Origin of the sequence: Pseudomonas sp. JH-2 (genome assembly GCF_036231725.1) — a bacterium.
Taxonomy (GTDB): domain Bacteria; phylum Pseudomonadota; class Gammaproteobacteria; order Pseudomonadales; family Pseudomonadaceae; genus Pseudomonas; species Pseudomonas delhiensis.
Genome location: NZ_JAZAQP010000028.1, coordinates 1 through 26,982 on the forward strand (window position 1 = coordinate 1; position 26,982 = coordinate 26,982).

Annotated in this window: 30 protein-coding genes; 10 read left to right on the forward strand and 20 right to left on the reverse strand. The window is 69.1% G+C overall.

Features of this window, described 5'->3' with window-relative positions; all coding sequences use genetic code 11:
• Positions 1-263 precede the first annotated feature (263 nt).
• The 6 genes from VV867_RS18800 to lptM all read right to left on the reverse strand — a co-directional run bounded on the left by VV867_RS18800 (position 264) and on the right by lptM (position 4,923).
• The gene (locus VV867_RS18800; RefSeq protein WP_328567258.1) at positions 264-956 is read right to left on the reverse strand and encodes an HAD family hydrolase; all 693 of its coding nucleotides are present in this window, start codon (positions 954-956) and stop codon (positions 264-266) included.
• Positions 953-1,873 (reverse strand): tyrosine recombinase XerC, encoded by a 921-nt coding sequence (gene xerC / locus VV867_RS18805; protein ID WP_328567259.1) that lies wholly within the window; start codon positions 1,871-1,873, stop codon positions 953-955. The genes VV867_RS18800 and xerC overlap by 4 nt, the downstream gene beginning before the upstream one ends.
• Before the next feature lie 82 nt (positions 1,874-1,955).
• Positions 1,956-2,657 carry a DUF484 family protein gene (locus VV867_RS18810; protein WP_089390804.1) on the reverse strand — a complete coding sequence of 234 codons (702 nt, stop codon included), beginning with the start codon at positions 2,655-2,657 and terminating at the stop codon, positions 1,956-1,958.
• Positions 2,658-2,682: 25 nt separating this feature from the next.
• Positions 2,683-3,513 (reverse strand): diaminopimelate epimerase, encoded by an 831-nt coding sequence (gene dapF, locus VV867_RS18815; RefSeq protein ID WP_109932730.1) that lies wholly within the window; start codon positions 3,511-3,513, stop codon positions 2,683-2,685.
• Between the two features lie 10 nt (positions 3,514-3,523).
• Entirely contained in the window at positions 3,524-4,771 is a 1,248-nt protein-coding gene (gene lysA / locus VV867_RS18820; RefSeq protein WP_109932728.1) for a diaminopimelate decarboxylase, read from the reverse strand.
• A gap of 11 nt (positions 4,772-4,782) precedes the next feature.
• The gene (gene lptM / locus VV867_RS18825) at positions 4,783-4,923 is read right to left on the reverse strand and encodes an LPS translocon maturation chaperone LptM (RefSeq protein ID WP_009614052.1); all 141 of its coding nucleotides are present in this window, start codon (positions 4,921-4,923) and stop codon (positions 4,783-4,785) included.
• A gap of 386 nt (positions 4,924-5,309) precedes the next feature.
• Here lptM and VV867_RS18830 point away from each other — a divergent pair, with 386 nt between their 5' ends.
• From VV867_RS18830 to rnk, 4 genes are all read left to right on the forward strand, one after another.
• Complete coding sequence (locus VV867_RS18830) at positions 5,310-6,359, forward strand: AraC family transcriptional regulator (RefSeq protein ID WP_109932724.1); 1,050 nt, start codon at positions 5,310-5,312, stop codon at positions 6,357-6,359.
• Between the two features lie 9 nt (positions 6,360-6,368).
• The gene (cyaY, locus tag VV867_RS18835) at positions 6,369-6,704 is read left to right on the forward strand and encodes an iron donor protein CyaY (protein ID WP_109932722.1); all 336 of its coding nucleotides are present in this window, start codon (positions 6,369-6,371) and stop codon (positions 6,702-6,704) included.
• Complete coding sequence (locus VV867_RS18840) at positions 6,682-6,882, forward strand: DUF1289 domain-containing protein (protein WP_328567260.1); 201 nt, start codon at positions 6,682-6,684, stop codon at positions 6,880-6,882. The genes cyaY and VV867_RS18840 overlap by 23 nt, the downstream gene beginning before the upstream one ends.
• 108 nt (positions 6,883-6,990) lie before the next feature.
• Positions 6,991-7,398: a nucleoside diphosphate kinase regulator gene (gene rnk, locus VV867_RS18845; RefSeq protein ID WP_109932719.1), complete on the forward strand. Its 408-nt coding sequence runs from the start codon at positions 6,991-6,993 to the stop codon at positions 7,396-7,398.
• Between the two features lie 38 nt (positions 7,399-7,436).
• Here the strand turns inward: rnk and VV867_RS18850 are convergent, their stop codons facing one another.
• The 3 genes from VV867_RS18850 to VV867_RS18860 form a co-directional block, all read right to left on the reverse strand.
• Positions 7,437-10,280 (reverse strand): class I adenylate cyclase, encoded by a 2,844-nt coding sequence (locus VV867_RS18850; protein ID WP_328567261.1) that lies wholly within the window; start codon positions 10,278-10,280, stop codon positions 7,437-7,439.
• Between the two features lie 133 nt (positions 10,281-10,413).
• Positions 10,414-10,650 (reverse strand): TIGR02647 family protein, encoded by a 237-nt coding sequence (locus tag VV867_RS18855; protein WP_109932715.1) that lies wholly within the window; start codon positions 10,648-10,650, stop codon positions 10,414-10,416.
• Between the two features lie 61 nt (positions 10,651-10,711).
• Positions 10,712-10,984 carry a hypothetical protein gene (locus tag VV867_RS18860; protein ID WP_109932713.1) on the reverse strand — a complete coding sequence of 91 codons (273 nt, stop codon included), beginning with the start codon at positions 10,982-10,984 and terminating at the stop codon, positions 10,712-10,714.
• An 89-nt stretch (positions 10,985-11,073) separates the two neighbouring features.
• Between VV867_RS18860 and VV867_RS18865 the strand changes: the two genes are divergently transcribed.
• Together VV867_RS18865 and ppk2 are read left to right on the forward strand one after the other, a co-directional pair.
• Positions 11,074-12,060, forward strand: a complete 987-nt coding sequence (locus tag VV867_RS18865; protein WP_109932711.1) for a magnesium transporter CorA family protein — start codon at positions 11,074-11,076, stop codon at positions 12,058-12,060.
• A 219-nt stretch (positions 12,061-12,279) separates the two neighbouring features.
• The gene (ppk2, locus tag VV867_RS18870; protein ID WP_328567290.1) at positions 12,280-13,167 is read left to right on the forward strand and encodes a polyphosphate kinase 2; all 888 of its coding nucleotides are present in this window, start codon (positions 12,280-12,282) and stop codon (positions 13,165-13,167) included.
• Positions 13,168-13,191: 24 nt separating this feature from the next.
• Here ppk2 and VV867_RS18875 read toward each other — a convergent pair whose 3' ends face one another.
• On the reverse strand, positions 13,192-13,959 hold the full coding sequence (locus VV867_RS18875) for a hypothetical protein (protein ID WP_328567262.1): 768 nt from the start codon (positions 13,957-13,959) through the stop codon (positions 13,192-13,194).
• Between the two features lie 225 nt (positions 13,960-14,184).
• A complete protein-coding gene (locus VV867_RS18880; RefSeq protein ID WP_275628267.1) occupies positions 14,185-14,880 on the reverse strand; it encodes a Crp/Fnr family transcriptional regulator in 696 nt (231 codons plus the stop codon).
• A 79-nt stretch (positions 14,881-14,959) separates the two neighbouring features.
• Between VV867_RS18880 and VV867_RS18885 the strand changes: the two genes are divergently transcribed.
• Positions 14,960-15,484, forward strand: coding sequence for an Mpo1 family 2-hydroxy fatty acid dioxygenase (locus VV867_RS18885; protein WP_328567263.1), 525 nt, complete (start codon positions 14,960-14,962; stop codon positions 15,482-15,484).
• A 4-nt stretch (positions 15,485-15,488) separates the two neighbouring features.
• Here the strand turns inward: VV867_RS18885 and VV867_RS18890 are convergent, their stop codons facing one another.
• Positions 15,489-16,277 (reverse strand): MmyB family transcriptional regulator, encoded by a 789-nt coding sequence (locus VV867_RS18890; RefSeq protein ID WP_328567264.1) that lies wholly within the window; start codon positions 16,275-16,277, stop codon positions 15,489-15,491.
• A gap of 129 nt (positions 16,278-16,406) precedes the next feature.
• Here VV867_RS18890 and VV867_RS18895 point away from each other — a divergent pair, with 129 nt between their 5' ends.
• Positions 16,407-16,811, forward strand: coding sequence for a hypothetical protein (locus tag VV867_RS18895; protein WP_089390821.1), 405 nt, complete (start codon positions 16,407-16,409; stop codon positions 16,809-16,811).
• Positions 16,812-16,847: 36 nt separating this feature from the next.
• Here VV867_RS18895 and VV867_RS18900 read toward each other — a convergent pair whose 3' ends face one another.
• On the reverse strand, positions 16,848-17,438 hold the full coding sequence (locus VV867_RS18900) for a 2-hydroxychromene-2-carboxylate isomerase (protein WP_328567265.1): 591 nt from the start codon (positions 17,436-17,438) through the stop codon (positions 16,848-16,850).
• A 32-nt stretch (positions 17,439-17,470) separates the two neighbouring features.
• Entirely contained in the window at positions 17,471-18,214 is a 744-nt protein-coding gene (locus tag VV867_RS18905; RefSeq protein WP_275628270.1) for an SDR family oxidoreductase, read from the reverse strand.
• A 99-nt stretch (positions 18,215-18,313) separates the two neighbouring features.
• Between VV867_RS18905 and VV867_RS18910 the strand changes: the two genes are divergently transcribed.
• Complete coding sequence (locus VV867_RS18910) at positions 18,314-18,886, forward strand: TetR/AcrR family transcriptional regulator (protein WP_328567266.1); 573 nt, start codon at positions 18,314-18,316, stop codon at positions 18,884-18,886.
• 225 nt (positions 18,887-19,111) lie between these two features.
• Here VV867_RS18910 and VV867_RS18915 read toward each other — a convergent pair whose 3' ends face one another.
• The 6 genes from VV867_RS18915 to VV867_RS18940 all read right to left on the reverse strand — a co-directional run bounded on the left by VV867_RS18915 (position 19,112) and on the right by VV867_RS18940 (position 25,582).
• On the reverse strand, positions 19,112-20,101 hold the full coding sequence (locus tag VV867_RS18915; RefSeq protein ID WP_089390825.1) for a sulfate/molybdate ABC transporter ATP-binding protein: 990 nt from the start codon (positions 20,099-20,101) through the stop codon (positions 19,112-19,114).
• 3 nt (positions 20,102-20,104) lie between these two features.
• Positions 20,105-20,977, reverse strand: coding sequence for a sulfate ABC transporter permease subunit CysW (gene cysW, locus VV867_RS18920; protein ID WP_109932692.1), 873 nt, complete (start codon positions 20,975-20,977; stop codon positions 20,105-20,107).
• A 10-nt stretch (positions 20,978-20,987) separates the two neighbouring features.
• Positions 20,988-21,806 (reverse strand): sulfate ABC transporter permease subunit CysT, encoded by an 819-nt coding sequence (gene cysT / locus VV867_RS18925; RefSeq protein ID WP_109932690.1) that lies wholly within the window; start codon positions 21,804-21,806, stop codon positions 20,988-20,990.
• 89 nt (positions 21,807-21,895) lie between these two features.
• Complete coding sequence (locus tag VV867_RS18930) at positions 21,896-22,906, reverse strand: sulfate ABC transporter substrate-binding protein (RefSeq protein WP_109932688.1); 1,011 nt, start codon at positions 22,904-22,906, stop codon at positions 21,896-21,898.
• An 87-nt stretch (positions 22,907-22,993) separates the two neighbouring features.
• Positions 22,994-23,176 carry a sulfur starvation response protein OscA gene (gene oscA / locus VV867_RS18935; RefSeq protein WP_009614015.1) on the reverse strand — a complete coding sequence of 61 codons (183 nt, stop codon included), beginning with the start codon at positions 23,174-23,176 and terminating at the stop codon, positions 22,994-22,996.
• 129 nt (positions 23,177-23,305) lie between these two features.
• Positions 23,306-25,582: a putative bifunctional diguanylate cyclase/phosphodiesterase gene (locus tag VV867_RS18940; protein WP_328567267.1), complete on the reverse strand. Its 2,277-nt coding sequence runs from the start codon at positions 25,580-25,582 to the stop codon at positions 23,306-23,308.
• Between the two features lie 160 nt (positions 25,583-25,742).
• Between VV867_RS18940 and desA the strand changes: the two genes are divergently transcribed.
• Positions 25,743-26,924 carry a delta-9 fatty acid desaturase DesA gene (desA, locus tag VV867_RS18945; protein WP_109932684.1) on the forward strand — a complete coding sequence of 394 codons (1,182 nt, stop codon included), beginning with the start codon at positions 25,743-25,745 and terminating at the stop codon, positions 26,922-26,924.
• Positions 26,925-26,982 lie beyond the last annotated feature (58 nt).

The window sequence follows — 26,982 nt, forward strand, 5'->3', positions numbered from 1 at the left end:
AGAGCCCCGATCAGCACAGGGACGTGCTGTCGGGGCGGGCCTCCGTGGCGGGGGAATTCGCGAGGGTAGCCCGGCTTCATCGGGCCCGTATGTCGGGGCAAGCCTTTTTGGTTCCTTTTGTGGCGTTTGACAAAAGGGACTCGCCCGAGGGGGCGAAACGAGAGATATCAACGCACTCGGTGCGGCGCGCTACACCAAGCCTCAAGCCAATTGGGTTTCCGAGTTCGCGGAAACGGCGGATATCGCCTGGGGCGTCATCCGCCCTACAGGCGCGCCAGCACCCCGGGCAGTTCCGCGAGGCTGTGGATGATCGCGCTGGGGGCTTCCTCGCCCTCCCAGGCCTTGCGCGCCGGGTTGAACCAGATGGCCTGCAGGCCGGCGCGGCGGGCGCCGGCGATGTCGTCGCTGGGGTGGTCGCCGATGTGCACTGCCTGCTGCGGTGCCACGCCGGCGCGCTTGAGCGCTTCCTGGAAGGGTTTCGGGTCGGGCTTGCCGATGCCCAGTTCCTCGGCGCACAGGGCGAACTGGAAGTAGTCGGCCAGGCCCAGGCGGCGCACGTCGGCGTTGCCGTTGGTGAGCACGCCGAGGATGAAGCGGTTGGCCAGGGCTTCCAGTGTCGGGTGCACTTCGGGGAACAGGCTGACCTGGTGGCGCGCGTGGAGGAAGACCTGGAAACCGGCCTCGGCCAGGTCCGCCGCTTCCGCCTGTGGATAACCGGCGTCGAGCAGGGCGTGCAGGAGGATGCGCCGGCGCAGTTCGCTCAGGCGGTGCCTGAGCATCGGGTCCTGCTGCATCAGCCGTGCGCGGATCGCCCACAGGTGCTCGATGGGCACCGGGCCGAGCTGCGCGGCGTTCGCCGCCAGCCACTCGCGCAGGGTGGCCTCGGCGCTGTTCATCACCGGGGCGACATCCCAGAGGGTGTCGTCGAGGTCGAAGGTGACCAGCTGGATACTCATTCCTCGGCTCCTGTATCGCTGTCTTTCCTGCCGCGCCGGGCGCGGGGGTGGGCCTGGTCGTAGACCTTGGCCAGGTGCTGGAAGTCCAGGTGGGTGTAGATCTGCGTGGTGGCGATGTCGGCGTGGCCGAGCAGCTCCTGCACCGCGCGCAGGTCCTGGGAGGATTCCAGGATATGGCTGGCGAAGGAATGCCGCAGCATGTGCGGGTGCAGGTGCTGGCCCAGCTCGCGCACGCCGGCCTGGCGCACGCGCAGCTGCACGGCGCGCGGCGTCAGGCGCTTGCCGCTGTGGCCGACGAACAGCGCGCGGTCGGCCGGGCGGGCCTGCTCGCGCAGCGGCAGCCAGTCCTCGATGGCCTGGCGCGCGGCGCGCCCCACCGGCAGCTCGCGGACCTTGTTGCCCTTGCCGAGCACCCGCACCAGGCCGGCGGACAGGTCCAGGCCGTCGAGGTCCAGGCCGACCAGTTCGGACAGGCGCAGGCCGGAGGAGTAGAACAGCTCCAGCATGGCCTGGTCGCGGCGGGCGATGAAGTCGTCCTCCAGGGCGCCGTCGAGCAGTTGCCCGGCGCGGTCGGCATCGAGGGTGCGCGGCAGCTTGCGCGCGGCCTTGGGCGCGGCCAGGCCGTCGGCGGGGTTGTGCCGGCAGCGGCCCTCGCGGATCAGGTACTGGTAGAGCCCGCGCACCGCCGAGAGCAGCCGCGCCAGGCTGCGGCTGGCCAGGCCTTGTGCATGCAGGCGGGCGACCTGCGCGCGCAGCTCGCGCACCTGCAGGTCGGCCCAGTCGGCGATGCCGTTCTTCTCGCACAGCGCCACCACCTTGAGCAGGTCGCGCTGGTAGCCGGCGAGGGTATGCGCGGACACCTGGCGCTCGCTGCGCAGGTGTTCGAGAAAGGCATCGATGTCAGCTACAAGCTTCAAGCTTCAAGCTCCAAGTGAAAAGCCCGGCTTCCACCGCGTCGCTCTGCTTGCGGCTTGAAACTTGAGGCTTGCCGCCGCCTTTCTAGCGTACCGACCGCAGCGGCGTGGAGAAGCGCGGCAGGACGCGGGCCAGGACCTCGGCCACGTAGCCGAGGAACAGGGTGCCGAGGGAGCTCTTGTAGTGCTGCGGGTCCGGGCTGCCGATGGCCAGCACGCCGTGCAGGCCCTGGTAGTTCAGCGAGACCACCGCCGCCGAGCCGACGCCGTCGCGCTCGGCTTCGCCGAACAGGAAGGCCAGCTCGTGGGGGCGCAGCACGCCGCACACGGTCTTGCCGCCGGAGAGCAGGCCACCGATGGCCTGGTGCGCCTCGGCGCTGCTCACCGAGCGGCCCACCGGCAGGTTGTTGTCGCTGAACAGGATGAAGCTGACGTAGGGCACCTGGAATTCGTGGCGCAGGCTGTCTTCCACGGTGCTGACCACGTCTTCCAGGCTGGTGGTGTCGAGCAGGTCGAGCACCAGGCGGCGGGTCTTGTCGAACAGCCGGTCGTTGTCGCGGGCCACGTCCATCAGCTGCGCCAGGCGGTGGCGCATCTCGATGTTGCGCTCGCGCAGCAGGCGCACCTGGCGCTCCACCAGCGAGACGGCGTTGCCGCTCTCGTGGGGGATGCGCATCTCCGGGATCAGCTCGTCGTGCTCGACGAAGAATTCGGGATGCTGGCGCAGGTACTCGGCGACCTGTTCGGCATCCAGCGGCGGGCGGTGTTCCGGGCTGTTCTCGGTCATGGGCGTCTCGGCTTGGCGTCTCGGGTTACAGGCGGACCTGGCCTTCGTACACCCGCACGGCGGGCCCGGTCATCATAACCGGCTGGCCGGGGCCTGCCCACTCGATGTTCAGGCGGCCGCCCGGCAGGTCGATCTGCACCGGCGAGCGCAGCCAGCCCTGGCGGATGCCGGCCACCGCGGCGGCGCAGGCGCCGGTGCCGCAGGCCAGGGTCTCGCCGACGCCGCGTTCCCACACGCGCAGGCGCGCATGGTTGGCGTCGAGCACCTGCAGGAAGCCGATGTTGGCCTTGGCCGGGAAGCGCGGGTGCACCTCCAGTTGCGGGCCCAGGGTGCGCACCGGGGCGGTGTCGACGTTGTCCACCCGCAGCACGCCGTGGGGGTTGCCCATGGAGATGGCGGCCAGTTCGACGCTCTGCCCGTCGACGTCCACGGTGTAGCTGGTGGCCTCGGCGTCGGCGACGAAGGGCACCTGTTCCGGCGCCAGGCGCGGCGCGCCCATGTCCACGGTGACCTGGCCGTCGTTGGCGACGCTGAGCTCGATGATGCCGCCCTTGGTCTCGACGCGGATGGTCTTCTTCATGGTCAGGCGCTTGTCCAGCACGAAGCGGGCGAAGCAGCGCGCACCGTTGCCGCACTGTTCCACTTCGCTGCCGTCGGCGTTGAAGATGCGGTAGCGGAAGTCGACGTCGGGGGTGCCCGGCGGCTCGACGATCAGCAGCTGGTCGAAGCCGACGCCGGTGTTGCGGTCGCCCCAGGTCTTGACGTGGCGGGGCAGCACGTGGGCGTGCTGGCTGACCAGGTCGAGGACCATGAAGTCGTTGCCCAGCCCGTGCATCTTGGTGAAGCGCAGTAACATGGTCTCGGCCTCACTCCGGCAGCAGGCTTTCGCCGGCGTAAAGCTCCTGGACGGTCTCGCGGCGGCGCACCTCGAAGGCCCGCTCGCCATCCACCAGCACCTCGGCGGCGCGGCCGCGGGTGTTGTAGTTGGAACTCATGACGAAACCATAGGCGCCAGCCGAGCGCACCGCCAGCAGGTCGCCTTCCTCCAGGGCCAGCTCGCGGCCCTTGGCGAGGAAGTCGCCGGTCTCGCAGATGGGGCCGACCAGGTCGTAGGTGCGTTTCTCGCCAGCGCGCGGGACGACCGGGCTGACTTCCATCCAGGCCTGGTACAGCGCCGGGCGGATCAGGTCGTTCATCGCCGCGTCGATGATGGCGAAGTCCTTGTGCGCGGTGTGCTTGAGATACTCCACGCGGGTCAGCAGCAGGCCGGCGTTGGCCACGATGTAGCGGCCCGGCTCGAACACCAGGGTCAGCTGGCGGCTGCCCAGGCGCTCGCGGATGGCGCGGATGTAGTCGCTGGCCGGCGGCGGGGTTTCGTCGCGGTAGCGCACGCCCAGGCCACCGCCCAGGTCCAGGTGGCGGATGAGGATGCCGCGCGCGGCCAGGCGGTCGACCAGCGCCAGCAGGCGGTCGAGGGCGTCGAGGAAGGGCTCGAGCTGGGTCAGCTGCGAGCCGATGTGGCAGTCAACGCCCTTCACGTCCAGGTTCGGCAGCTCGGCGGCGCGGGCGTAGATGGCCTCGGCATCGTCGATGTCGACGCCGAACTTGTTCTCTTTCAGCCCGGTGGAGATGTAGGGGTGGGTCTGGGCGTCCACGTCCGGGTTCACCCGCAGCGACACCGGCGCCTTGACGCCCAGTTCCGCGGCCACTTCCTGCAGGCGCTCCAGCTCCATGGTGGATTCGACGTTGAAGCAGTGCACGCCCACTTGCAGGGCGCGGCGCATGTCCTCGCGGGTCTTGCCGACGCCGGAGAACACCACCTTGGCCGGGTCGCCGCCGGCGGCCAGCACGCGTTCCAGCTCGCCGCGCGAGACGATGTCGAAGCCCGAGCCCAGGCGCGCCAGGACGTTCAGCACGGCCAGGTTGGAGTTGGCCTTGACCGCGAAGCAGACCAGGTGCGGCAGGCCCTGCAGGGCGTCGGTATAGGAACGGAACTGCTGCTCGATGTGAGCGCGCGAGTAGACGTAGGTGGGCGTGCCGAAGCGCTCGGCGATGGCCGACAACGCCACGCCTTCCGCGAACAGTTGCCCGTCACGGACGTTGAATGCCTCCATGTGCTGCTCCCTTACAGACCGTAGCGGTCCTTGCTGTGCTTGCTTTGGGCTTGCTGGTCGTCCGGCAGGTACAGCGGGCCTTTCTGGCCGCAGCCGGCGAGCGCGGCGCTGAGCACGGCGAGCGCGACGAAGGGAAGAAGCAGTCGCTTCATGGCGGAATCCTTGTGATCAAAGCGTAATTGCCCCGGAGTATACCGGCCCCCCGGCGCCTTGCCTATGCAACCAGGCTCCCGCCCGGCGGGCCTTGCAAAGGGGCTGGCGGGGGCTGCTCGCAGCCGCGACGGCGCCTGTTCCAGCGCGAGTACGGCACCTGCCGCGACCCCGTCGCGCAGTCATACGATGGATGGGCGGCGGCGCGCCGGAACAGTCCCGTCCCTTCGGGTTGCGCGGAAAATGTCGCCATGCGTCGTTGCGGGACTTGGCAAGGGGCGACCATTCCCGGCGTCCCGCGTCTAGCCTGACGACATTTTTCGCAGCAACGCGGTTTGCGATCAGCCCCCGCCAGCCCCTAGCATCTGAAGGAAAAAACGGAGGATCCATGCAAGCCCCCGTCCCACTCGCCGGCTCCATCTCCATCGCCTACGTGCAGGGCCTGGTGGACCACCTCGAACGTCGCGGCGTGGCGCCGCAGCGGCTGCTGGCCGGCGTCCAGCTCGACCCGGCGGTCCTCGACCAGCGCGAGGCGCGCATCGCCGCCAGCGTCTATGTCGACCTGCTGGAGCTGGGCCTGGCGCTGAGCGGCGACGCCGACCTCGGCCTGCACCTGGGCGAGGCGGTGCGCCCTGGCCACTTCGGCGTGCTCGGCTACCTGCTGATGAGCTGCGCGACCCTCGGCGACGCCCTGCACCGCCAGGCCCGCTACGCCGAGCTGGTGGGCAGCCTGGGCCGCGTCGAACTGGCCGATGAGCCGCCGCGCGCCGGCCACGAGCCGCTGGTGCGGCACAGCTGGGAGCCGTTGCTGCCGCGCCAGCAGCGCCAATTGGCGGAGGAGACCCTGGCCTGCTGGCTGCGTTTCGGCCACTGGATCAGCGGCCGCGACCAGGCACCGCTGGAGGTGCGCTTCCGCCACCCGGCGCCGGCCGACATCGCCGAGCACCGGCGCATCTTCCGCTGCCCGGTGCTGTTCGGCCAGGCGGACAACGCCCTGGTGTTCCCCCGGCGCCTGCTGGCGCTGCCCCTGGAGCAGGCCGACAGCCAGATCCAGCGTACCCTCGACGCCTACGCCGGGCGCCTGCTGGAGAGCATCCGCCGTGGCGACGGCGTGCTCGAGCGGGCCCGCCAGTGCCTGGCCGAGCGCCTGCCGGAGCAGGCGGTCGACCTCGAGGCCCTGGCCGGCGAGCTGGCCCTGAGCCCGCGCACCCTGCAGCGCCGCCTGCGCGACAGCGGCCTGTCGTTCAGCCGCCTGGTGGACGAGACGCGCCAGCAACTGGTGCTGCACCACCTGCGCGACCCGGCGCTGGAGCTGGCCGACGTCGCCAGCCTGGTCGGCTTCAGCGAGACCGGCTCGCTGGCGCGGGCTTTCCGCCGCTGGACGGGGCAGAGTCTCGGGCAATACCGGCGTACACTGCAGCCTTTGGCAGATTCCTGAGGACAATGCATGAGCAGCATGAGCGAAGCCCGTTTCCACGACCTCGTCGACGAGGTACAGACCACGGTGGAAGACGCCTTCGATGACAGTGACCTGGACGTGGACCTGGAGAATTCCGGCGGCGTGCTGACCGTGCGCTTCGAGAACGGCAGCCAGCTGATCCTCAGCCGCCAGCCGGTGCTGCGCCAGCTGTGGGTGGCGGCGCGCTCCGGCGGTTTCCACTTCGACTACGACGAGTCCGGCAGCCTGTGGCTGAGCGACAGCACCCGCGAGCCGCTGGGCGCGCTGCTCAACCGGGCGACCCTGGAGCAGGCGGGCACGGATGTCGAGTTCCCCGGCCTCTGAGGCGCCGGTGCCCTCGCCCTGCTGCCGGCGCTGCTGCCTGGACGAGGGCGACGTCTGCCTGGGCTGCGGCCGCAGCCTGGCGGAGATTCTCGAATGGAACCAGGCCGACGGCGCGCGCCGCCGGCAGATCGTCGAGGCCGCCCTGGCGCGCCGCAAACCGCTGTGGCCGTACCCCTGAGCGGGTGGCCTTGCTTATTCGCGGCACTGTGTTAGTGTCCGCTGAAAACCCCGCCTTGGGCGGGGTTTTTCTTTTTTCGATCCACTGCCAAGGAGTCTGCCGGCCATCATGACCACCGCACCGTCCATCACCGTTACCCGTCTCGACCTGCAACGTCTGGAGCGCCTGCTCGACAGCCTGGATGAGTACGGTCCCGCCGCCGAAGCGCTGGAAGCCGAGCTGTCCCGCGCCAACGTGGTCGGCCACGACGAGGTGCCGCCGGGCGTGGTGACCATGAATTCCACGGTGCGCTGCCGCGAGGAAGGCAGCGGCAAGGAGTACCTGCTGACCCTGGTCTACCCGGAAGACGCCGGCGGCGAAGGCAAGGTGTCCATCCTGGCGCCGGTGGGCACCGCGCTGCTGGGCCTGACCGTCGGCCAGAGCATCGACTGGCCGGCCCCGGGCGGCAAGACCCTCAAGCTGAGCCTGCTGGACATCACCTACCAGCCCGAGGCCGCTGGCGACTACAACCGCTGAGGCCTCCCGGCGATGGACGCAGGCCCCGGGGCCGCGCCTCAGGCGTCGGCCAGGGCCTGGTTCAGCGCGCTTTCCAGGCGCTGCTTGTAGCGCAGGTAATGGATGCTCTGCAGCGCCGGCTCCGCGGCCACCGCCGACAGGTCGAGGTCGGTGATGTAGCAGGGGTAGCGCTCCTGCCCGCGGCGCTGGGCGAGGATGTGCCGGGCCACGGCCTGGAACAGCCCGGCGCCGTACTCCAGTTCGGAGAATTCGCGGTGGTTGCAGTACAGGGTGATGCGCGACCGCTGCCCGGCCCCCGGCTCGACGATCGCCTGGACGTTGTAGTAGGGCCGCTCCTGTGCGCTCGGCGGTACGCTGCGGCGCTCCACCCGGCGAGCCCGTCCGCGGCCGGCCGGTAGCAATTCGTAATAAAGAATTTCCTGCACCGGCTGCGCCTCGCCCAGCGGCAGCTGCGCGCTGCGCCGGTAGAGCATGGCCTGGAGAAAGCGCTGCAGCGGCACCAGCAGGGTCTGCTCGTCGTCGCAGGCCTGGCGGCCGTGCCACAGGGAATTGCGTTCATCCAGCAGGTAGAGCGCGGCCTGGCCCTCGTCCAGGCGGTAGACCACCTGCAGGCAGCCGGGGCGGCCGAGCGGCAGCACCAGTGCCAGGTCCTCGCCTTCCAGGGCGTGGCGGTCCAGGTGCAGCGGGCTGTAGGCGCCCTGGCGCTCGCCCAGGTGTTCGAGCAGGGCCGGCAGGTCGGCCAGGCTCTGGTGGCTGACCTGGCCCGGCTGCAGGCGCAGCAGGTGGTACTGCTGGCGGATCTGCAGCAGGTAGCGGCCGCCGTTGCCGCTGGCCAGCTGGGTGTAGGCGTCCTGGAACAGTGCCTCGACGCGCTGGGCGATGGCCGCCGCGCGGTTGCGGCAGAAGCAGCGCACCAGCAGGCGCGGCGGCGCGGCGTCGGCGGGCAGGGCGTTGAGGAAGTCGCGCAGGCAGTCGAGCAGCGCGCCGGGGCCGGTGTAGCGGCTGACCAGCAGTTCGTTCCAGCTGTTCAGGGTGACCTGGTCGAGGGTCAGCACCAGGTTGTCGCGCATCCCGGAATAGCCCAGCGCGTCGGTGCGCCCGCTGGTCATGTGCAGGTTGGCCTGGCTGTGCTGGCGCAGCGGGTCGAGGCCGACGTTCACCAGGATCAGCACGCTGGCGGGGGCGCTGGGGCGCAGCAGGGCGCTTTCGGCCACTTCCTCCAGGGGCATGGGCATGGCCTGTTGCAGGCCGAGCAGCAGGTTGCCCAGCTCGTGCTCGCTCAGGTCGCTGTCGCCGGGCTGCAGCGACAGCCGGGTGCCGCCGTCGATCACGCCGTTGCGGTGGCTCCAGGCCAGCAACTCGACCAGCTCGCGGGCGCGCTTGAGCGGCGCGTAGTCGGCCAGCTCGGCGCCGGTCAGGTTGCCCGGGAACAGCGCCCAGGAACCGCCCTCGGCGGCGTTGCCGGCGGGCAGGCGGGCGAGGGTGAGGAGGTCTTCGCCCAGGTCCGGGGCGATGCCCGGGTTGATGTGCTCGACCTTGCCGGCCTTGCGCTCGAAGGCGGCGTACAGGCGCCGGCCGAGCACGCCCAGGTCGCGCGGGTCGATGCCGCTGGCGGCCTGCTGCTGGCGGGCGAAGCGCGACAGGAAGCGGTAGCTGAAGGTCAGTTCGTTGACCAGGGCACGGCGTTCCAGGGTGACCTGGCGCACCTTCCACTGGCTGCGCGCGTCGAGCAGGCCGAGCACCCGCTCGTCCCAGCCCCAGGCGCCGGCCAGGCGCTCCATCAGCAGGCGCTGCCAGCTCTTGCGGCCCTGCTGCGGGCGGCGGCTGAGCTTCTTGCCGACCTTCAGGTACAGGCAGCGGCGCACCAGCTCCAGGCGCTCCTGCTCGCCGCGGGCGGCCAGGTATTCCTCCAGGCGCCGGTAGAGCAGGATGTACGGGTCCAGGTCGTCCAGCGCCAGGCGCCCGGCGTACACCTCGGCCTTGAAGCGCAGGGCCAGGCAGGCGACCTGCGGGTGCTCGCTGGCGTAGACCTCGCTGAGCAGCAGCTTGAGCACCGCCTTGTAGGGCGAGGAGATGCCCTTGAACAGCTGCCACATGCCCGAGCCGACGAACTCGCCGGGCGGGATGTGCGCCAGGTGGCCGAGGTCGAGGACCTCCTCGTGGCGGATGAAGCGCTTGCTCAGCAACTGCTCGACGTAGTCGCGGTAGCGGCCTTCCTCGTACACCGGCACCAGCCACCACAGCGGTGTGCGGCCGCCGAGCCAGATGGCGGTGCGGTAGAACTCGTCGAGCAGCAGGTAGTGCTGGCTGGTGCCGCAGTCGTCGGAGGTCAGCCGGGCGTTGCGCGCGCCGCTGACGAAGCCGCGCGGGTCGATGAGGAAGCAGTGCACCTCGGCGCCCTGGCTGGCGGCCCAGCGCTCCAGCAGCTCGCACTTGCGCTGCAGCTCGGCCACCGCGCCGGGCGCGAGCCCGGGGGCGTGGCAGACCCACAGGTCGAGGTCGCTCCGCTCCTCCTGGGCCACCGTGCCCAGGCTGCCCATCAGGAACAGCCCGTGGATCGGCAGGTCGGCCTCGCCGCGGCGCGGCTTGTAGGCGAACGAGCGGGTCAGGCGCTGGGCCTCGGCCAGCAACTCGTCGTCGGGGACGAAGCCGCACAGCCCCGCCGGGGTGGCGCCGGAGACGTAGCCGGGCAGCAGCGGATGGTTGACGTCCAGCAGCAGCGGCAACAGGCGCAGCACCAGCTGCTGGCGGCTCGACAGCGCGGCCATGGCGCGCTCCAGGCGCCCCTGGTTGACCGCCAGGAAGCGCTTGCGCAGGCGCGCCAGGACCTTGCGGTCGATGCCGTCGTCGATGTCCGGACGAATCTCGTGGGTGAAGGTCATGGCCTGCCGCGGTCAGCTGTCGGGCGGGCATGGCTGAATGCCATTACCCTGTGCTCTGCACTGTATATCGACCGCGGCGGGGCTGTCCTTAAGGGATTGGGGGAGGGCCGCCGATGGATGGCGGCCACACGGCTCAGGCAGGCTTGAGGATGCCCAGCAGCACCTGGGCGTGTTCGGCGGCGTCCAGCCCCAGGCTGGTCAGGTAGCCGCCGTCGGGCTGGTCTATCAGGCCCTTGGCGTGCAGCCGCCCGGCCGCGGCGACGGCCGTCGGGCCCGCGTCATGGTGGATCTTCAGGCCCGCCTGGGTGTTCTCGAGATCGAACAGGGCAAGCAATTCCAGTTCCGCTACCAGCTCTTGGGTGAAGGCCATGGCGACTCCTCGGTGGCGATGTGGCCCCAGTTTAGCCACAGCCACCCCGCCGTCGGCAAGCTCATTCCTCGCCGGGCAGCTGCGGCAGATCGCGCAGGGCCTGCTCGTACCAGGCGCCGTCGAAGGCGCGGTCCTCGGCGAGCATCGCCTGGATCTCGTGGGCCAGCACCATGGCCATCATCTCCAGGGCCTCCTCGCGCTCGTAGCCGACCAGGGTCAGCTTGTTGAATACCGCGCGGGCCGCCGCCGGTTCGCCGCCTTCGATCTGGTTCTCGATGGCCTGGATCAGGGTTTGCGCCGCGAAGGATTCTTCGCTGTCGTCGATGTCGCTCATGCCGGGTGGCTCCGTGCGGGCTTGTGCAGCCGGGGGAAGTTGTCCAACCTGCGCTGACCTGGATGGCCGCAGAAGGACGCGGATGCGACATGATCACCTATTACACCCTCGACGGCGACCGTCTGCAGCGCCACGCCGGCGAGGTCGGCGCGGCCATGCCGCCGGGCACGCTGTGGATCGACCTGCTGCACCCCACCGAGGAGGAGGAGCGCGTGCTGGAGTCCTTCATCGAAGTGGACGTGCCGACCCGCGAGGAAATGGCCGAGATCGAGGACTCCTCGCGCTTCTACGAGAACAAGGGCGCGCTGTACATGACCACCTCGGTGGTCAGCGGCATCCGCGAGCACCGGCCGACCACCGCGGAGGTCACCTGCGTGCTCACCCCGCAGTGGCTGGTGACGGTGCGCTACGCCGACGTGCTGTCGTTCCGCACCTTCGAGACGCGGGTGCAGCGCAGCGGCTGCAAGGGCACCAGCGACCTGCTGTTCGTCAGCCTGATGGACGCGGTGGTCGACCGCATCGCCGACGTGCTGGAGTCGGTGCAGGGCCAGCTGGACACGCTGTCGCGGGACATCTTCACCGACCACGGCGAGCTGCCCCGCTCCCGCGTGCCCAAGACCGACCTGCAGCAGATCGTCAAGCACCTGGGGCGGATGAACTCGCTGCTGTCCAAGCTCAACGAGAGCCTGCTCAGCGTCAGCCGGCCGCTGGCCTACTTCCGCCAGAGCGGCAACGGCAACGCCTGGATCAGCGAGGAGGCGCGCCTGGGCATGAAGTCGGTGGAGCGCGACGTGCGCTCGCTGGGCGACTACCAGTCGAAGATGTCCGCGGAGATCACCTTCCTGCTCGATGCCACCCTGGGCCTGATCAACATCGAGCAGAACAGCATCATCAAGGTGTTCTCCATCGCCGCGGTGCTGTTCCTGCCGCCGACCCTGGTGGCCAGCGTGTACGGCATGAACTTCCAGCACATGCCGGAGCTGGCCTGGGCGGCCGGCTACCCCATGGCGCTGGTGGGCATGGTGGTCTCGGCGATAATCCCCTACCTCTGGTTCAAGTACCGCGGCTGGCTGTAGCACCGGCGGGGCGCGCCTGGCGTTGACGTCGATCAAGAACGCCGTGCGCGGCGGCTAGCACAGTGGAGGGATTACCCGCCCGTCTCACAGGAGGAGACCATGCCGCAGCCCGACACCAAGACCCCGCCCGTCCTCGCCGCCCTGGAGGCCCCTACGCCGACCCGCGGCGGCGAGGAAATCCGCGCCCAGAGCCATGGCCCCGTCGCCCTCACCGTGGCCATGGCGCCGCGCGGCAGCAACGAGGATTCCGGCTCTGCCGGCCTGCCCTTGGCCTACCCCTATCGCAAGCGCCTGCAGCGCAAGGAGTACGAGGCGCTCAAGGCGCAGTTGCAGGTGGAACTGCTGAAGGTGCAGAGCTGGGTGAAGGAGACCGGGCAGCGCATCGTGGTGCTCTTCGAGGGCCGCGACGCCGCCGGCAAGGGCGGCACCATCAAGCGCTTCATGGAGCACCTGAACCCGCGTGGCGCGCGGGTGGTCGCCCTGGAGAAGCCCAGTAACGCCGAAAGCGGCCAGTGGTACTTCCAGCGCTACATCCAGCACCTGCCCACCGCGGGGGAAATGGTCTTCCTCGACCGCTCCTGGTACAACCGCGCCGGCGTCGAGCGGGTGATGGGCTTCTGCACGCCGCGCCAGTACCTGGAGTTCATGCAGCAGACGCCGGAACTGGAGCGCATGCTGGTGCGCAACGGTATCCATCTGTTCAAGTACTGGTTCTCGGTCAGCCGCGAGGAACAGCTGCGGCGCTTCGTGTCGCGCCGCGACGACCCGCTCAAGCACTGGAAGCTGTCGCCGATCGACATCCAGTCGCTGGACCGCTGGGACGACTACACCCAGGCCAAGGAGGCGATGTTCTTCCACACCGACACCGCCGACGCGCCCTGGGTGGTGGTCAAGTCCGACGACAAGAAGCGCGCGCGGCTGAACTGCCTGCGCCACTTCCTGCACACGCTGGACTACCCCGGCAAGGACCTGGCCATCGCCCACGCCCCCGACCCGCTGCTGGTGGGGCGCGCGGCCCAGCTGGACCGCGACGAGCTGGCGCGCCCGCATGCCGTGCCGTCGGCGGTGCCGGCGGTCGAGGCCGGCGAGCCCGCACCGGCGGCCTGAGGGGCCGCCGGGCAAGCGCCCGCCTCACTGGGCCTGGCTGAGCCGCATGAGCTGGTCGGTCAGCTCGCGGGCGTGGCGCTCGACGATGATCGGCGCCCAGGGCCGGCCGGAGGCGCTGACCAGGGCGTTGCTCTTGCTGTTCATGTCGCCCAGGGCCGTGCCCAGGTAGTTCCAGCGTGTGTGCAGCTTCTTCTCGGCATCCCCGGGCGGCAGGCGGCCGATGTCCTTGTCGATCAGCGGCAGCAGCACGCTCTCGTCCTGGCCGAGGTAGCTCTGCGGCGCCTCGCGGGCGATTTCCAGGCCGCCCAGGTAGGCGCGGCCGAGGTATTGCACGGCGAGGTACTCCACCCGTGCCGGCAGTTGCCACAGCGGCAGCTCGCCGGGCTTGGCCGGCGGCGGTACGAAGCGCTCGACCTGGCCGAGGAAGTCGCGCAGCGCGCGGCTGAGGTCCTTGGAGTAGGTCCAGGGCAGGTCCTCTTCCCTGGGCCCGTAGGTGGTGCCGGCGCGGACCTGGCCCAGCAGTTCCTGGTAGGCCTTGCGCAGGCCGTCGTCGGCCTTGGTGTAGCCCTTGACCGCGGCATCCAGGGCGGCCAGGTCGGCCTTCAGCTGGTTGGCGTGGACTTCCTGGAAGCCTTCGCCGCGCAGCAGCATCAGGCTGCCCAGGGCCCGGCAGGCGTTGACCTGCATGCTCTGCAGCTGCAGCTCGTCGCTGGGCAGGTTGGCCCGGGCGGGCAGGGTGAACAAAGCGAACAGACACAGGAACAGGTACTGCAGGAGATGCTTGCGGTTCATGGCGGGAATTTCCCTGTTGTTCTTGTTGGCCGCCTGGCCACGCCGGCGATGGGCGTGGCGGGTTCGCGGATTGCGCCGGCCGTGCCTGGCCGGCCGGCGCCCTGCGCGGGGGCGCCGAACCGGGGCGCGCTCCCCCGGCGCCCCGCCCCGTGATCCGGGGCTTGCAACAGGCTAGCGGCTAGGCGGGCCGGTGCAACCATCCGAAAGAGTGATTTGCCAACGCCGTCATGCCGGATCGCCGGCGGCCAGGCGCAGGCCGTGGGCGTCGAGGATCTCGATGCCGGCATAGCTCAGGCGCAGCACGCCGCGGGCCTCCAGCTCCTTGAGCAGGTGGTTGGTGGTCTGCCGCGACAGCCCGAGCATGGCCGCCAGCTGTTCCTGGGGCAGGTGCAGCTCGCGCTGGCTGGCCTGGGCCTCGCCGTAGCTGGCGGCCAGCATCAGCAGGCGCCGCGCCAGGCGTTGCGCGGCCGGCAGCAGGGCCTGCTCCTCCAGCACGGTGAAGGCCAGGCGCAGCTTGTGGCTCATCAGCAGGGCGAAGTCGCGCCAGTACTGCGGCTTCTCGGCCAGCAGCGCCTGCAGCGCCGGCAGCGGCACCTGCAGCAGGGTGGTGGGGCCTTCGGCGTAGGCGTCGTGGGTGCGCGGCTGGCCGTCGAACAGGCAGATCTCGCCGAACCAGTTGGGCGCTTCCACCAGCGCCAGCAGCGCCTCCTTGCCGCTGGCGCCCACCGCGCCGACGCGCATACGGCCTTCGACCACGCAGTACAGCCCGCAGGGGGCGTCGCCGCGGGCGAACAGGCGCTGCCCGGCGGGCAGGCGGCGGACGATGGCGGCCTGGCCGAGGGCTTCGCGCAGTTCGGCGGGCAGGCCGTGGAACCAACGGCCGGAGGCGATGCGTTGCAGGCAGTCGGTGGTGTCGGGCATGGGCTTTGTCGGCTAGTTGACAGAGTGGTACGGCAGTCCAAGCCATGATGCCAGTACCTTGCCCGCGAACGACAGAACAATGAAAACACTCGTCGACCATCTGGCGCAGTACGCGGCCTACCACCGCGACCGGCGCAACATCCTCAGCCACTTCATCGGCATCCCGATGATCGTCCTGTCCATCGCCGTGCTGCTGTCGCGCCCGGGCCTGGAGATCGGCGGCCTGCTGCTGGCCCCGGCGACCCTGCTGGCGCTGGCCTCCCTGGTGTTCTACCTGCGCCTGGACCTGCGCTTCGGCGTGCTCATGGGCGTGCTCCTGGCGCTGTCGCTGTGGGCCGGCGCGGTGCTGGCCGCGGGTACCACCGCCAGTTGGCTGGCCTGGGGCATCGGCCTGTTCGTGGTGGGCTGGGTGATCCAGTTCGTCGGCCACTGGTACGAGGGACGCAAGCCGGCCTTCGTCGACGACCTGGTGGGGCTGATCGTCGGCCCGCTGTTCGTCGCCGCCGAGGCGGCCTTCCTGCTCGGCCTGCGCGACGAGGTGCGCAGCGCCGTCGAGGAACGCGCCGGGCCGACCTGCATCCGCGAGCGCAAGGCCGCGGCCTGAGGCCCTAGCCCGTGCCGGTGAGCCGGCGCAGGATGTCCGCGCTGCGCGCATCGGCGGGGAAGAAGGTCTCCAGCGCCAGTTCCGAGAGAGTCACGTCAACCGGCGTGCCGAACACCGTGATGGTGCCTATCAGGCTGAGCACGCCCAGTTCGGTGCGCAGCTCCACCGGTATCAGCACCATGTCGCCGCTGGCCTGTTCCTCGTGGGGCGGCGCCGGGTAGCCCGCCAGTTCGTCGCGCAGGACTTGCAGCTGCGGGTCGCCGCTGGCTTCGATGTCCCGCTGCAGGCGCGCCATCACGTGGGCCTTCCACGGTCCCAGGTTGAGGATGTTCGGCGCCAGGCCCCGCGGGTGCAGGCTCATGCGCAGCACGTTGCAGGGCGCGGCGAGCAGGTCGGGGGCCACGCCGATGAGGAAGACGCCCACCGCGTGGTTGGAGGCCAGCAGGTTCCAGTGGCGGTCCACCACCATCGCCGGGTTCGGCTCGTGGGCCTTGAGCAACTGGTCGATGGCCTGGCGCGCCACGGTCAGCGCCGGGTCGTCCAGCGCCCGCTCGGAATACACCGGCGCATAACCGGCGGCGCCGAGCAGGCGGTTGCGCTCGCGCAGCGGGATGTCCAGCTGCTCGGCCAGGTGCAGGAGCATCTCGCGGCTGGGCAGGGCGCGGCCGGTCTCGACGAAGCTCAGGTGGCGCGTGGAGATGTCCGCGTCGCAGGCCAGGTCGAGCTGGCTGAGGCGGCGGCGCTGGCGCCACTGGCGCAACAGGGCGCCGACGGGGAGGGTTTGGCTGTCCATGGCAACGAACGATAGACCTGCCGCCGGTGCACGGCCATTACCTGGCAGGTAATCGACGCTGTGCCCGCCGCGGCGGATTCTGCAGCCAGGCGCCGCGGACCGGCGGCGCTTCGTTCAGGAGGATTCGCCATGACTCTGCTGCAACCGTCCCCGCTGCTCCGCCGTTCCCTGCAACTCGACGCCCTCGCCAGCGGCGCCACCGGCCTGCTGCTGGCGCTGGCCGCCAACCCGCTGAGCGGGCTGTTCGGCCTGCCCGCCGCGCTGCTGATGGTGGCCGGCATCGTGCTGCTGCCCTTCGCCCTGGTGCTGGCCTGGATGGCCAACAGCGAACTGCTGTCGCGCACCGGCGTCTGGGCGGTGATCGCCGCCAACCTGCTGTGGGTGCTGGAAAGCCTGTTCCTGCTGCTCAGCGGCTGGGTGCAGCCGAGCGTACTGGGCTGCGCCTTCGTCATCGGCCAGGCGCTGGCGGTCGGGGTGCTCGCCGAACTGGAGTTCTTCGGCCTGCGCCGCTCCGCCGTGCCCCATGGCCTGTGATGGGCGAAGGGCGGCCCCGCGGGGCCGCCCGCCGCTTCAGGCCAGCGCCTCGCGGACGAAGTCCAGGCGGTCCTGGCCGAAGAACATCTCGTCGCCGACGAACACCGTCGGCGCGCCGAACATGCCGCGCTTGATGGCCGCCTCGGTGTTGGCCTTGAGCGCGTCCTTCACTTCCTGCTCGGCGCTCAGCGCCAGCAGCGCCTGCGGGTCGAAGCCGGCCTCGGCCAGCAGCGGGCCCAGCACCGTCGCATCGCCCAGGTTCAGGGCGTCCACCCACATGCCCTTGAACACGCAGGCCAGCAGCGCCTCGAAGCGTTCCGGCTGGCGCAGTTGCACGCCGGTGGCGGCGCGCATCAGCAGCAGGGTGTTGATCGGGAAGTGCGGGTTCATCTTCAGCGGCACGCCGTAGCGGCGGGCGAAGCGCTGCATGTCGATGAGGGTGTAACGGCCCTTGGCCGGCACGGCGATGGGCGAGGCATTGCCGGTGGCCTGGAACACGCCGCCCAGCAGCACCGGGCGGTAGACCAGCTCGGCGCCGGCCTCGGCGCAGATGCCCGGCAGTTGGGTGTAGGCCAGGTAGGAGGTGGGGCTGCCGAAGTCGAAGTAGAACTCGACGCTCTTGCTCATGGGGCGATCTCTCTTGTCGTGGTAGTCGGGATTCACCAGCGCTCGATCCAGGGGCGCAGATCCAGTTCGAAGGTCCAGGCGTCGCGCGGCTGGCTGTGCAGGTACCAGTAGTTGTCGGCGATGTGCTCGGGATCGAGGATGCCGTCCTGGTCCTTCAGCGCGTACTTCTGCGGGAAGTTGTCGCGGATGAAGTCGGTGTCTATGGCGCCGTCCACCACCACGTGGGCCACGTGCAGGCCCATCGGGCCGAGTTCGCGGGCCATGCTCTGGGCCAGCGCGCGGATGCCGTGCTTGGCCCCGGCGAAGGCGGCGAACCCGGCGGCGCCGCGCAGCCCGGCGGTGGCGCCGGTGAACAGCAGGGTGCCGCGCTTGCGCGCGACCATGCGCCGGGCCACCGCCTGGCCGGTGAGGAAGCCGGAGAAGCAGGCCATTTCCCAGATCTTGAAGTACTTGCGCGCGGTCTCGTCGAGGATGCTGCAGGGCACGTTGGCGCCGATGTTGAAGACGAAGGCCTCGATGGGGCCGATGTCGCGCTCGATGGTTTCCACCAGTTCCGCCACCTGCTCTTCCTTGCGCGCGTCCGAGGCGAAGCCGTGGGCCTCGCCGCCTTCGGCGCGGATGGCGTCGACCAGCGGCTGCAGCTTGTCGGCTGAACGCCGGGTGACGCAGGCGACGTAGCCCTCGCGGGCGAAGCGGCGGGCGATGGCGCCGCCGGTGGCGTCGCCGGCGCCGATGACCAGCACCACTTTCTTGTCGTTGGGGGAGGCAGCGCTCATGGTCCGTTTCCTCTTTTCGTTATAGGTAAACGATCGTTTGGTAAACGAACGCTATGTTATGCTTCCGACAGCCGTCAAGCCGTTTTCGGAGCCCACGCCATGCGTTACTCAGCCAGCCACAAGGAAGAAACCCGCCAGCGCCTGCTGGAGAGCAGCGGCGCCATCGCAAAGCGCGAGGGCTTCGCCAGCGTCGGCGTGGATGCGCTGATGAAGGCGGTGGGGCTGAGCGGTGGCGCCTTCTACAACCACTTCCCGTCCAAGGATGCGCTGTTCGCCGCCATCGTCGAACGCGAACTGACGCGCAGCGCCGAACGCCTGGGCAAGGCCGGCGACAGCCAGGGCCGCGAGCGCCTGGAGCGCTGCCTGCAGCGCTACCTGACGCTGGCCCACGTGCAGAACGTCGATGGCGGTTGCGCCATCCCCGCCCTGGGCGCGGAGATCGCCCGCGCCGACGGGCAACTGCGCGGCACGGTGGAGGCGGCGATGCTCGGGCTGCAGCAGGCCTGGGCGGAGGAGCTGGGGAGTGCGGAGGATGCCTGGGCGATGCTCAGCCAGTGCGTGGGCGCGCTGGTGCTGGCGCGGATGACGGCCAGTGAGGAGACGCAGCGGGCGATCATCGAGTCGAGTAAAGCGTTCCTGCTGCGGCGGTTGGTGGATGGGGTTTCTTCGTAGGAGCGAGCTTGCTCGCGAATGGTGTTCGCCGGTTGCTTGGGTGCTGAATTTGAGCCCGTTCCCTCTCCCCAACCCTCTCCCTGAAGGGAGAGGGTTGGGGAGAGGGGCGGAGTCAACCCAAAGCACCGTAGCCAGAGGGACACGCCATTCGCGAGCAAGCTCGCTCCTACGAAAAGCCCCGGGCCTTGGAGGCCGCATCAAGCAACCCCCCGAAGAAGCAGCGGCTCAGATGTTCGCCACCTGCTGGTAGGCCTTGGGCTTGAAGTACAGCGTCTCGCCGCGGGCCAGGCCCACCAGGCTGTCGTGGTCCTTGACCACTTCGGCCTCGATCAGCTCGTCCTGGCCGTCCACCTTCAGCGTCACCCGGGTGATGGCACCCAGCGGGCGGATGTCGCGGACTTCGGCGGCGCGGTGGGCTTCCACCGCCTGGCGCGACAGCGACACTTCGTGCGGGCGGAACAGCACGTGCTCGTCGTTGCCCAGGTGCAGGCGGTTGGAGTCGCCGAGGAAGTGGTAGACGAAGTCGCTGGCCGGGTTCTCGTAGACCTCGCCGGGCGAGCCGATCTGCTCGATCACGCCCTTGTTCATCACCACGATGCGGTCGGCCACTTCCATGGCCTCTTCCTGGTCGTGGGTGACGAACACGGAGGTGAGGTTGATCTCCTCGTGCAGGCGCGCCAGCCAGCGGCGCAGCTCCTTGCGCACCTTGGCGTCGAGGGCGCCGAAGGGCTCGTCCAGCAGCAGGATCTTCGGCTCCACCGCCAGCGCGCGGGCCAGGGCGATACGCTGGCGCTGGCCGCCGGAAAGCTGTTCCGGGTAGCGGTCGGCGAGCCAGTCCAGCTGCACCATGTTCAGCAGCTCGTGGACCTTCTCGGCGATGCGCGCCTCGCTGGGGCGTTCCTTCTTCGACTTCATGCGCAGGCCGAAGGCGACGTTGTCGAACACCGTCATGTGGCGGAACAGCGCGTAGTGCTGGAACACGAAGCCGACGTTGCGGTCGCGCACGTCGTGCTGCGAGACGTCCTCGCCGTGGAACACGATGTTGCCGGCGTCCGGGGTCTCCAGGCCGGCGATGATCCGCAGCAGGGTGGTCTTGCCGCAGCCGGAGGGACCGAGCAGGGCCACCAGCTCGCCGCTGTGGATGTCCAGGTTGATGTCATTGAGCGCCTTGAAGGCGTTGAAGTTCTTGCTGACGTTACGGATTTCGATACTCATGGCTTATTCCTCGTCAGCTTTGACTTTCAATCGGGACAGGCGCGACTCGCTCCACTGCTTGAGCAGCAGGATGACCAGGGCCATCAGCAGCAGCAGGGTGGCGATGCTGAAAGCGGCGACGTGATTGTATTCGTTGTAGAGGATCTCGACGTGCAGCGGCAGGGTGTTGGTGACGCCGCGGATGTGCCCGGAGACCACCGATACCGCGCCGAACTCGCCCATCGCCCGCGCGGTGCACAGCACCACGCCGTAGATCAGGCCCCATTTGATGTTCGGCAGGGTGACGTGCCAGAACATCTGCCAGCCGTTGGCGCCGAGCAGGCGCGCGGCCTCTTCCTCCTGGGTGCCCTGTTCCTGCATCAGCGGGATCAGCTCGCGGGCGACGAAGGGGAAGGTGACGAAGATGGTCGCCAGGACGATGCCGGGCACGGCGAAGACGATCTGGATGTCGTGGTCGCTTAGCCAGGGGCCGAAGTAGCCCTGGGCGCCGAACAGCAGCACGTAGATCAGGCCGGCGATCACCGGCGAGACCGAGAACGGCAGGTCGATCAGGGTCACCAGGATGCTCTTGCCGGGGAACTCGAACTTGGTCACGCACCAGGCGGCGGCCACGCCGAACACCAGGTTCAGCGGCACCGAGATGCCCACGGCGATCAGTGTCAGCTTCAGCGCGGCCAGGGCGTCGGGCTCGAGGATGGCCTCGAAGAAGGTGCCGAAGCCCTGCTTCAGCGCCTCGCTCAGGACCACGTAGAGCGGCAGCAGCAGGAACAGGGCGAAGGCCAGCCAGGCCAGGCCGATGAGCAGCCGGCGGCCCCAGGGGTTGCCACGCCGGGCGGCGTTCGCCGCTTGTGCGGTGGAAAGCGTTGCGGAACTCATGGCGCGCTCCTCAGGGGGTCTCGATGCGGCGTTGCAGCAGGTTGATCAGCAGCAGCAGGACGAAGGCCACCACCAGCATCAGCACGCCGATGGCGGTGGCGCCGGTGTAGTCGTACTGGTCCAGCTTGACCATGATCAGCAACGGCAGGATCTCGGTCTTCATCGGCATGTTGCCGGCGATGAAGATCACCGAGCCGTACTCGCCGACGCCGCGGGCGAAGGCCAGGGCGAAGCCGGTCAGCCAGGCCGGCAGCAGCGCCGGCAGGAGCACGTGGCGGAACACCTGCAGCGGCTTGGCGCCCAGGCAGGCGGCGGCTTCCTCGACCTCGCGGGGGATGTCCGCCAGCACCGGCTGCACCGTGCGCACCACGAAGGGCAGCACCACGAAGGTCAGCGCCAGGGTGATGCCCAGCGGGGTGTAGGCGATCTTGAAGCCGAGCTCGGTGGCGAAGCGGCCGACCAGGCCGTTGGGGGCGTAGAGCGCGGTCAGGGCGATGCCGGCCACCGCGGTGGGCAGGGCGAACGGCAGGTCGATCATGGCGTCGATGATCTTGCGCCCGGGGAACTCGTAGCGCACCAGCACCCAGGCCAGCAGGGTGCCGATCACGCCGTTGATCAGGGCGGCGATGAGCGCGGTGCCGAAGCTCAGCTTGAGCGCGGCGAGCACGCGCGGGGCGGTGATGATGGTCCAGAACTGTTCCCAGGTGAGCTCGGTGGTCTTGAGGAACAGGGCCCCCAGCGGAATCAGCACCAACAGGCTGAGATACACCAGGGTGTAGCCCAGAGTCAGCCCGAAGCCGGGTATGACCGGGGAGATGCGTCGTGACATTGAAACCTCTCGGTTAGCTACAAGCCAAAAGCCACAAGCGGCAAGCGAGCTGTTTGCAGCTTATGGCTTGTCGCTTGTGGCTACGCGGTTTACTGCGCCTGGTAAATCTTGTCGAAGATGCCGCCGTCGTTGAAGAACTTGGGCTGCGCGACCTTCCAGCCGCCGAAGTCCTTGTCGATGGTCACCAGGTCCAGTTTCGGGAACTGGTTGGCGAACTCGGCGGCGACCTTGGCGTTGCGCGGGCGGTAGAAGTTCTGCGCGGCGATGCGCTGGCCTTCCTCGCTGTACAGGTACTTCAGGTACTCCTCGGCGACCTTGCGGGTGCCCTTCTTGTCGACGGTCTTGTCGACCACCGCCACCGGCGGCTCTGCCAGGATCGACAGCGAGGGCACGACGATCTCGAAATTCTCGCCGCCCTGTTCCTTCTTGGCCAGGAAGGCTTCGTTCTCCCAGGCCAGCAGCACGTCGCCGATGTTGTTGTTGACGAAGGTGATGGTCGAGCCGCGGGCGCCGGTGTCCAGCACGGGCACGTGCTTGTACAGGTCCTTGACGTAGGCCTCGGCCTTGTCGTCACTGCCGTACTGCTTCTTGGCCCAGGCCCAGGCGGCCAGGAAGTTCCAGCGGGCGCCGCCGGAGGTCTTCGGGTTCGGGGTGATGACCTCGACGCCCTGCTTGGTCAGGTCGCCCCAGTCCTTGATGCCCTTGGGGTTGCCCTTGCGCACCAGGAACACGATGGTCGAGGTGTAGGGGGTGCTGTTGTCCGGCAGGCGCGCCTGCCAGTCGGCCGGCAGCAGGTTGCCGAGCTTGTTCAGTTCGTCGATGTCGCCGGCCAGGGCCAGGGTCACCACGTCGGCCTTCAGGCCGTCGATGACGGCGCGGGCCTGCTTGCCGGAACCGCCGTGGGATTGCTGCACGGTCAGGTCGTCGCCGCCCTGGGCCTTCCAGTGCTTGATGAAGGCCGCGTTGTACGCCTGGTACAGCTCGCGGGTCGGGTCGTAGGATACGTTCAGCAGTTGGGTGGCCGCGGCCGCGGGGCCGGCGACCAACGTGGAAACCAGTGCACTGGCCAGGGCGGCCAGGGCGAAACGGCGGATGGACATGTGCAGCTCCTGGATACGAATCTTGGTGTTGTGCTTGTTGGCGTGTTCTTATCGGGGCGTTGCGACGGGTCCCGCAGGGCCCGGGAATCAGCTCTGGCGGCTGGCGGGCTGCTGCAGGCGGAACTTCTCCTTGCGCTCGATCTGCACCACCTGGCCGTTGTGCACGGTGATCTCGACGGCGCCGAAACGCAGACCGCGCAGGGCGCTCTGCACTTCACGCAGGATGTTGGCTTCGTCCTGGCCTTCCAGGCTACGGAGGGTTGCGCTCATGATCTGGGCTCCTTGGTGGGCTTCGCCGGGCCGTCCCGGGTGGGCGGCGCGTGCGGTGTGAGCGCATCTTAGGCAGGAGTCGAATATTCTTAAAAATACTATTTAAGAATTTTTATATTCCACAAGGTTTTAACTTGGCTGGCGCGATGCCGCCCGTGCCCAGGGCAGCTCGTCGGCGGGCTGCGGGCGGCCGTACCAGTAGCCCTGGCCGGCGTCGCAGGCGTGGTCGAGCAGGAAGGCCGCCTGGTCCGGACGCTCGATGCCCTCGGCCACCACGTGCAGGCCCATGCTGCGGGCCAGGGCGATGATGGCGCGGGCGATGGCGGCATCCTCGGCGTCGTCGGGCAGGCCGGCGACGAAGCCCTGGTCGATCTTCAGCTTCTGCACCGGCATGCGCTTGAGGCGCATCAGCGAGGAATAGCCGGTGCCGAAGTCGTCGATCGCCAGCTGCACGCCGAGCCCGCGCAGGCGCTGCAGCAGGGCCACCGACTGGTCGATGTTCTGCATGATGGCGCTCTCGGTCACTTCCAGCTCCAGGTGCCGCGGCTGCAGGCCGCTTTCCTGCAGGGCGCGGGCCACCCGCTGTTCCAGGCCGTCGCGGCCGAACAGGCGGCTGGACAGGTTCACCGCGACGAACTCCAGCGCCACGCCCTCGTCCAGCCACTGGCGCATCTGCCGGCAGGCCTGGTCCAGCACCCAGGTGTCGATGGCGGCGATCAGCCCGCATTCCTCGGCCACCGGGATGAATTCGCAGGGCGGCACCAGGCCGCGCTGCGGGTGCTGCCAGCGCACCAGCGACTCCACCCCGACCACCCGGCCGCTGGCCAGGTCGTGCACCGGCTGGTAGTACACGCGCAGCTCGTCGTGCTCCAGCGCCTGGCGCAGGGCCGCCTCCACCTGCACGTGGGAGCGGGCGCGGGCGGTCAGTTCCGGAGTGTAGAAGGCATATAGGTTGCGCCCGCTGGCCTTGGCCTGGAACAGCGCAGCGTCGGCGTGGCGCAGCAGGTGGTCGACGTCGCGGGCGTCCTCGGGGAACAGGCTGACGCCCAGGCTGGCGGAGATGTAGACCGGCTGCCCCTGCACCTCGAAGGGCGCGTGCATGGCTTCCAGCAGGCGCTGGGCGAGGCTGCTGGCGTGGTGCGGCTGCTGGCTTTCCAGGACCACGGCGAACTCGTCGCCGCCCAGGCGCGCCAGGGCGGCGTGCTCGTCGAGGCAGCCGCGCAGGCGCTCGGCCACCGTCTTGACCAACTGGTCGCCGGCGCTGTGGCCGAGGCTGTCGTTGACGTGCTTGAAGTGGTCCAGGTCGAGCAGCAGCAGGGCGCCGCCGCCCTGCTCGCGCTCGGCGCGGGCCAGGGCCTGTTCGAGGCGCTCGCGCAGCAGCAGGCGGTTGGGCAGCCCGGTGAGCGGGTCGTGGTGGGCGAGGAAGTCCAGCTCGTGCTGCGAGCGCTTGATGCTGCTGAGGTCGGAGAACACCGCGACGTAGTGCGTCAGGCGCCCCTGCTCGTCATGCACGGCGCAGATGTGCTGCCATTGCGGGTACACCTCGCCGCTCTTGCGCCGGTTCCAGATTTCCCCGCACCACAGGCCCTCGGTGTTCAGGGCCTGCCACATGCGCTGGTAGAAGGCATCGTCCTGGCGCCCGGACTTGAGCATCGAGGGGTTGCGCCCCACCACTTCGTCGGCGCTGTAGCCGGTGATGCGCTGGAACGACGGGTTGACGTGGAGGATCACGCCCTTCTCGTCGGTCACCAGCAGGCCTTCCTGGGTCGCCTCGAACACTGCCGCGGCCTGGCGCAGGTGGTCGTTGGCCTTGCGCTGCTCGGTGACGTCGCGGCTGACGCCGGTCATGCGCAGCGGCTCGCCGCCGTGACCGCCGCTCAAGCGCGCGCGGGCATGCACCCAGCGGTAGCTGCCGTCGGCGTGGCGCAGGCGGTAGGTGCATTCCAGGCGCTCGCTGCGCCGCTGCAGGAGGTCGCGGTGCTGGGCCAGCACGCTGTCGCGGTCGTCCGGGTGCAGCCGCTGCTCCCAGTTGCCGAAGCTGTCGCCCAGTTCTTCCGCGCTCAGGCCGGTCATCCGCGCGTAGCCGGGCGAGTAGAACACCCGGTGCTGCTCGATATCCCACTCCCAGAGGCCGTCGTCCAGGGCGTCCAGGGCCCGCTCGAAGCGCCGTTCGCTCCGCTCGCGGGCAGCCAGGGTGCGCCGCATCCACTTCAGCTGCCGGGTCATCAGCAGGAACAGCACGCCGGCGCTGATGGCAAAGAAAAGATACTTTTTCGCCACCAGCCAGGGCAGCAGGTTGCCCTCGCCGACCGCCAGGCGCAGCAGCCGGTCGCTCGTCAGCCCCCACAGGCAGGCGAACAGCAGGTACAGCAGGCAGATGCGGAGGGCACTCGGGCGTGGGTTCATTGCGACGAGGGGGACGAGTTATTGGCTGCGCAGTATAGAGGATGGCCAATGGCCCCTGTTCATATCAAAAAGACCGGATGGTTTTCCCGCCACGCTTGGTGATAATGCGAGCTGGCCTTGTTCCAGGCTCATCGACCATTGCCGAGGTTCATTATCATTCATGTGGTACAACGGTTTCCTTGATCTACCGCTGTGGCAGCTGATCGTGGTCACGCTGCTGCTCACCCACGTCACCATCGTCAGCGTGACTGTCTACCTGCATCGCTATTCCGCCCACCGCGCCCTCGAACTGCATCCGGCGCTGCAACACTTCTTCCGTTTCTGGCTGTGGATGACCACCGGGATGAACACCCGCGAGTGGACCGCCATCCACCGCAAGCACCACGCCAAGTGCGAGACCGCCGAAGACCCGCACAGCCCTGTGTACAAGGGCCTGGGCACCGTGCTGCGCAAGGGCGCCGAACTCTACCGCGAGGAAGCGAAGAACCCGGACACCCTGCGCATCTACGGCAAGAACTGCCCGGACGACTGGCTGGAGCGCAACCTCTACGGCCGCTTCCCGCTGGGCGGCATCGCCCTGATGGTGCTGGTCGACGTCGCCCTGTTCGGCGCCCTCGGCCTGACCGTCTGGGCCGTGCAGATGGCCTGGATCCCATTCTGGGCCGCCGGCGTCATCAACGGCCTGGGCCACGCCGTGGGCTACCGCAACTTCGAGTGCCGCGACGCCGCCACCAACCTGGTGCCCTGGGGCATCGTCATCGGCGGCGAGGAGCTGCACAACAACCACCACACCTACCCCAACTCGGCCAAGCTGTCGGTGAAGAAGTGGGAGTTCGACCTGGGCTGGGCCTGGATCAAGCTGTTCTGCTTCCTGCGCCTGGCCAAGGTGGCGCGGGTGGCACCGATCGCCCACCGGGTGGAAGGCAAGGGCAGCCTGGACATGGACACCGCCATGGCCATCCTCAACAACCGCTTCCAGATCATGGCCCAGTACCGCAAGCTGGTGATCGGCCCGCTGGTCAAGCAGGAGCTGGCCAAGGCCGACGCCAACGTCCGCCACCTGTTCCGCCGCGGCAAGCGCCTGCTCTCCCGCGAGACCAGCCTGCTGGAAGAGCGCCACCACGCGCGCATCGAGCGCCTGCTGGCGCACAGCCAGGCCCTGCAGGTGATCTACGAGAAGCGCCTGGCGCTGCAGCAGATCTGGCTGAAGACCAGCGCCAACGGCCACGACATGCTGGCCGCCATCAAGCAGTGGGTGCAGGAGGCCGAGGCCAGTGGCATCCAGTCGCTGCGCGACTTCGCCGAACAGCTGAAGACCTACTCGCTGCGCCCGGCTGTCTGAGCCCGGCCGATATCTGAGAGGTCCATCACAAAAAGCCCGCCGTTCGGCGGGCTTTTTC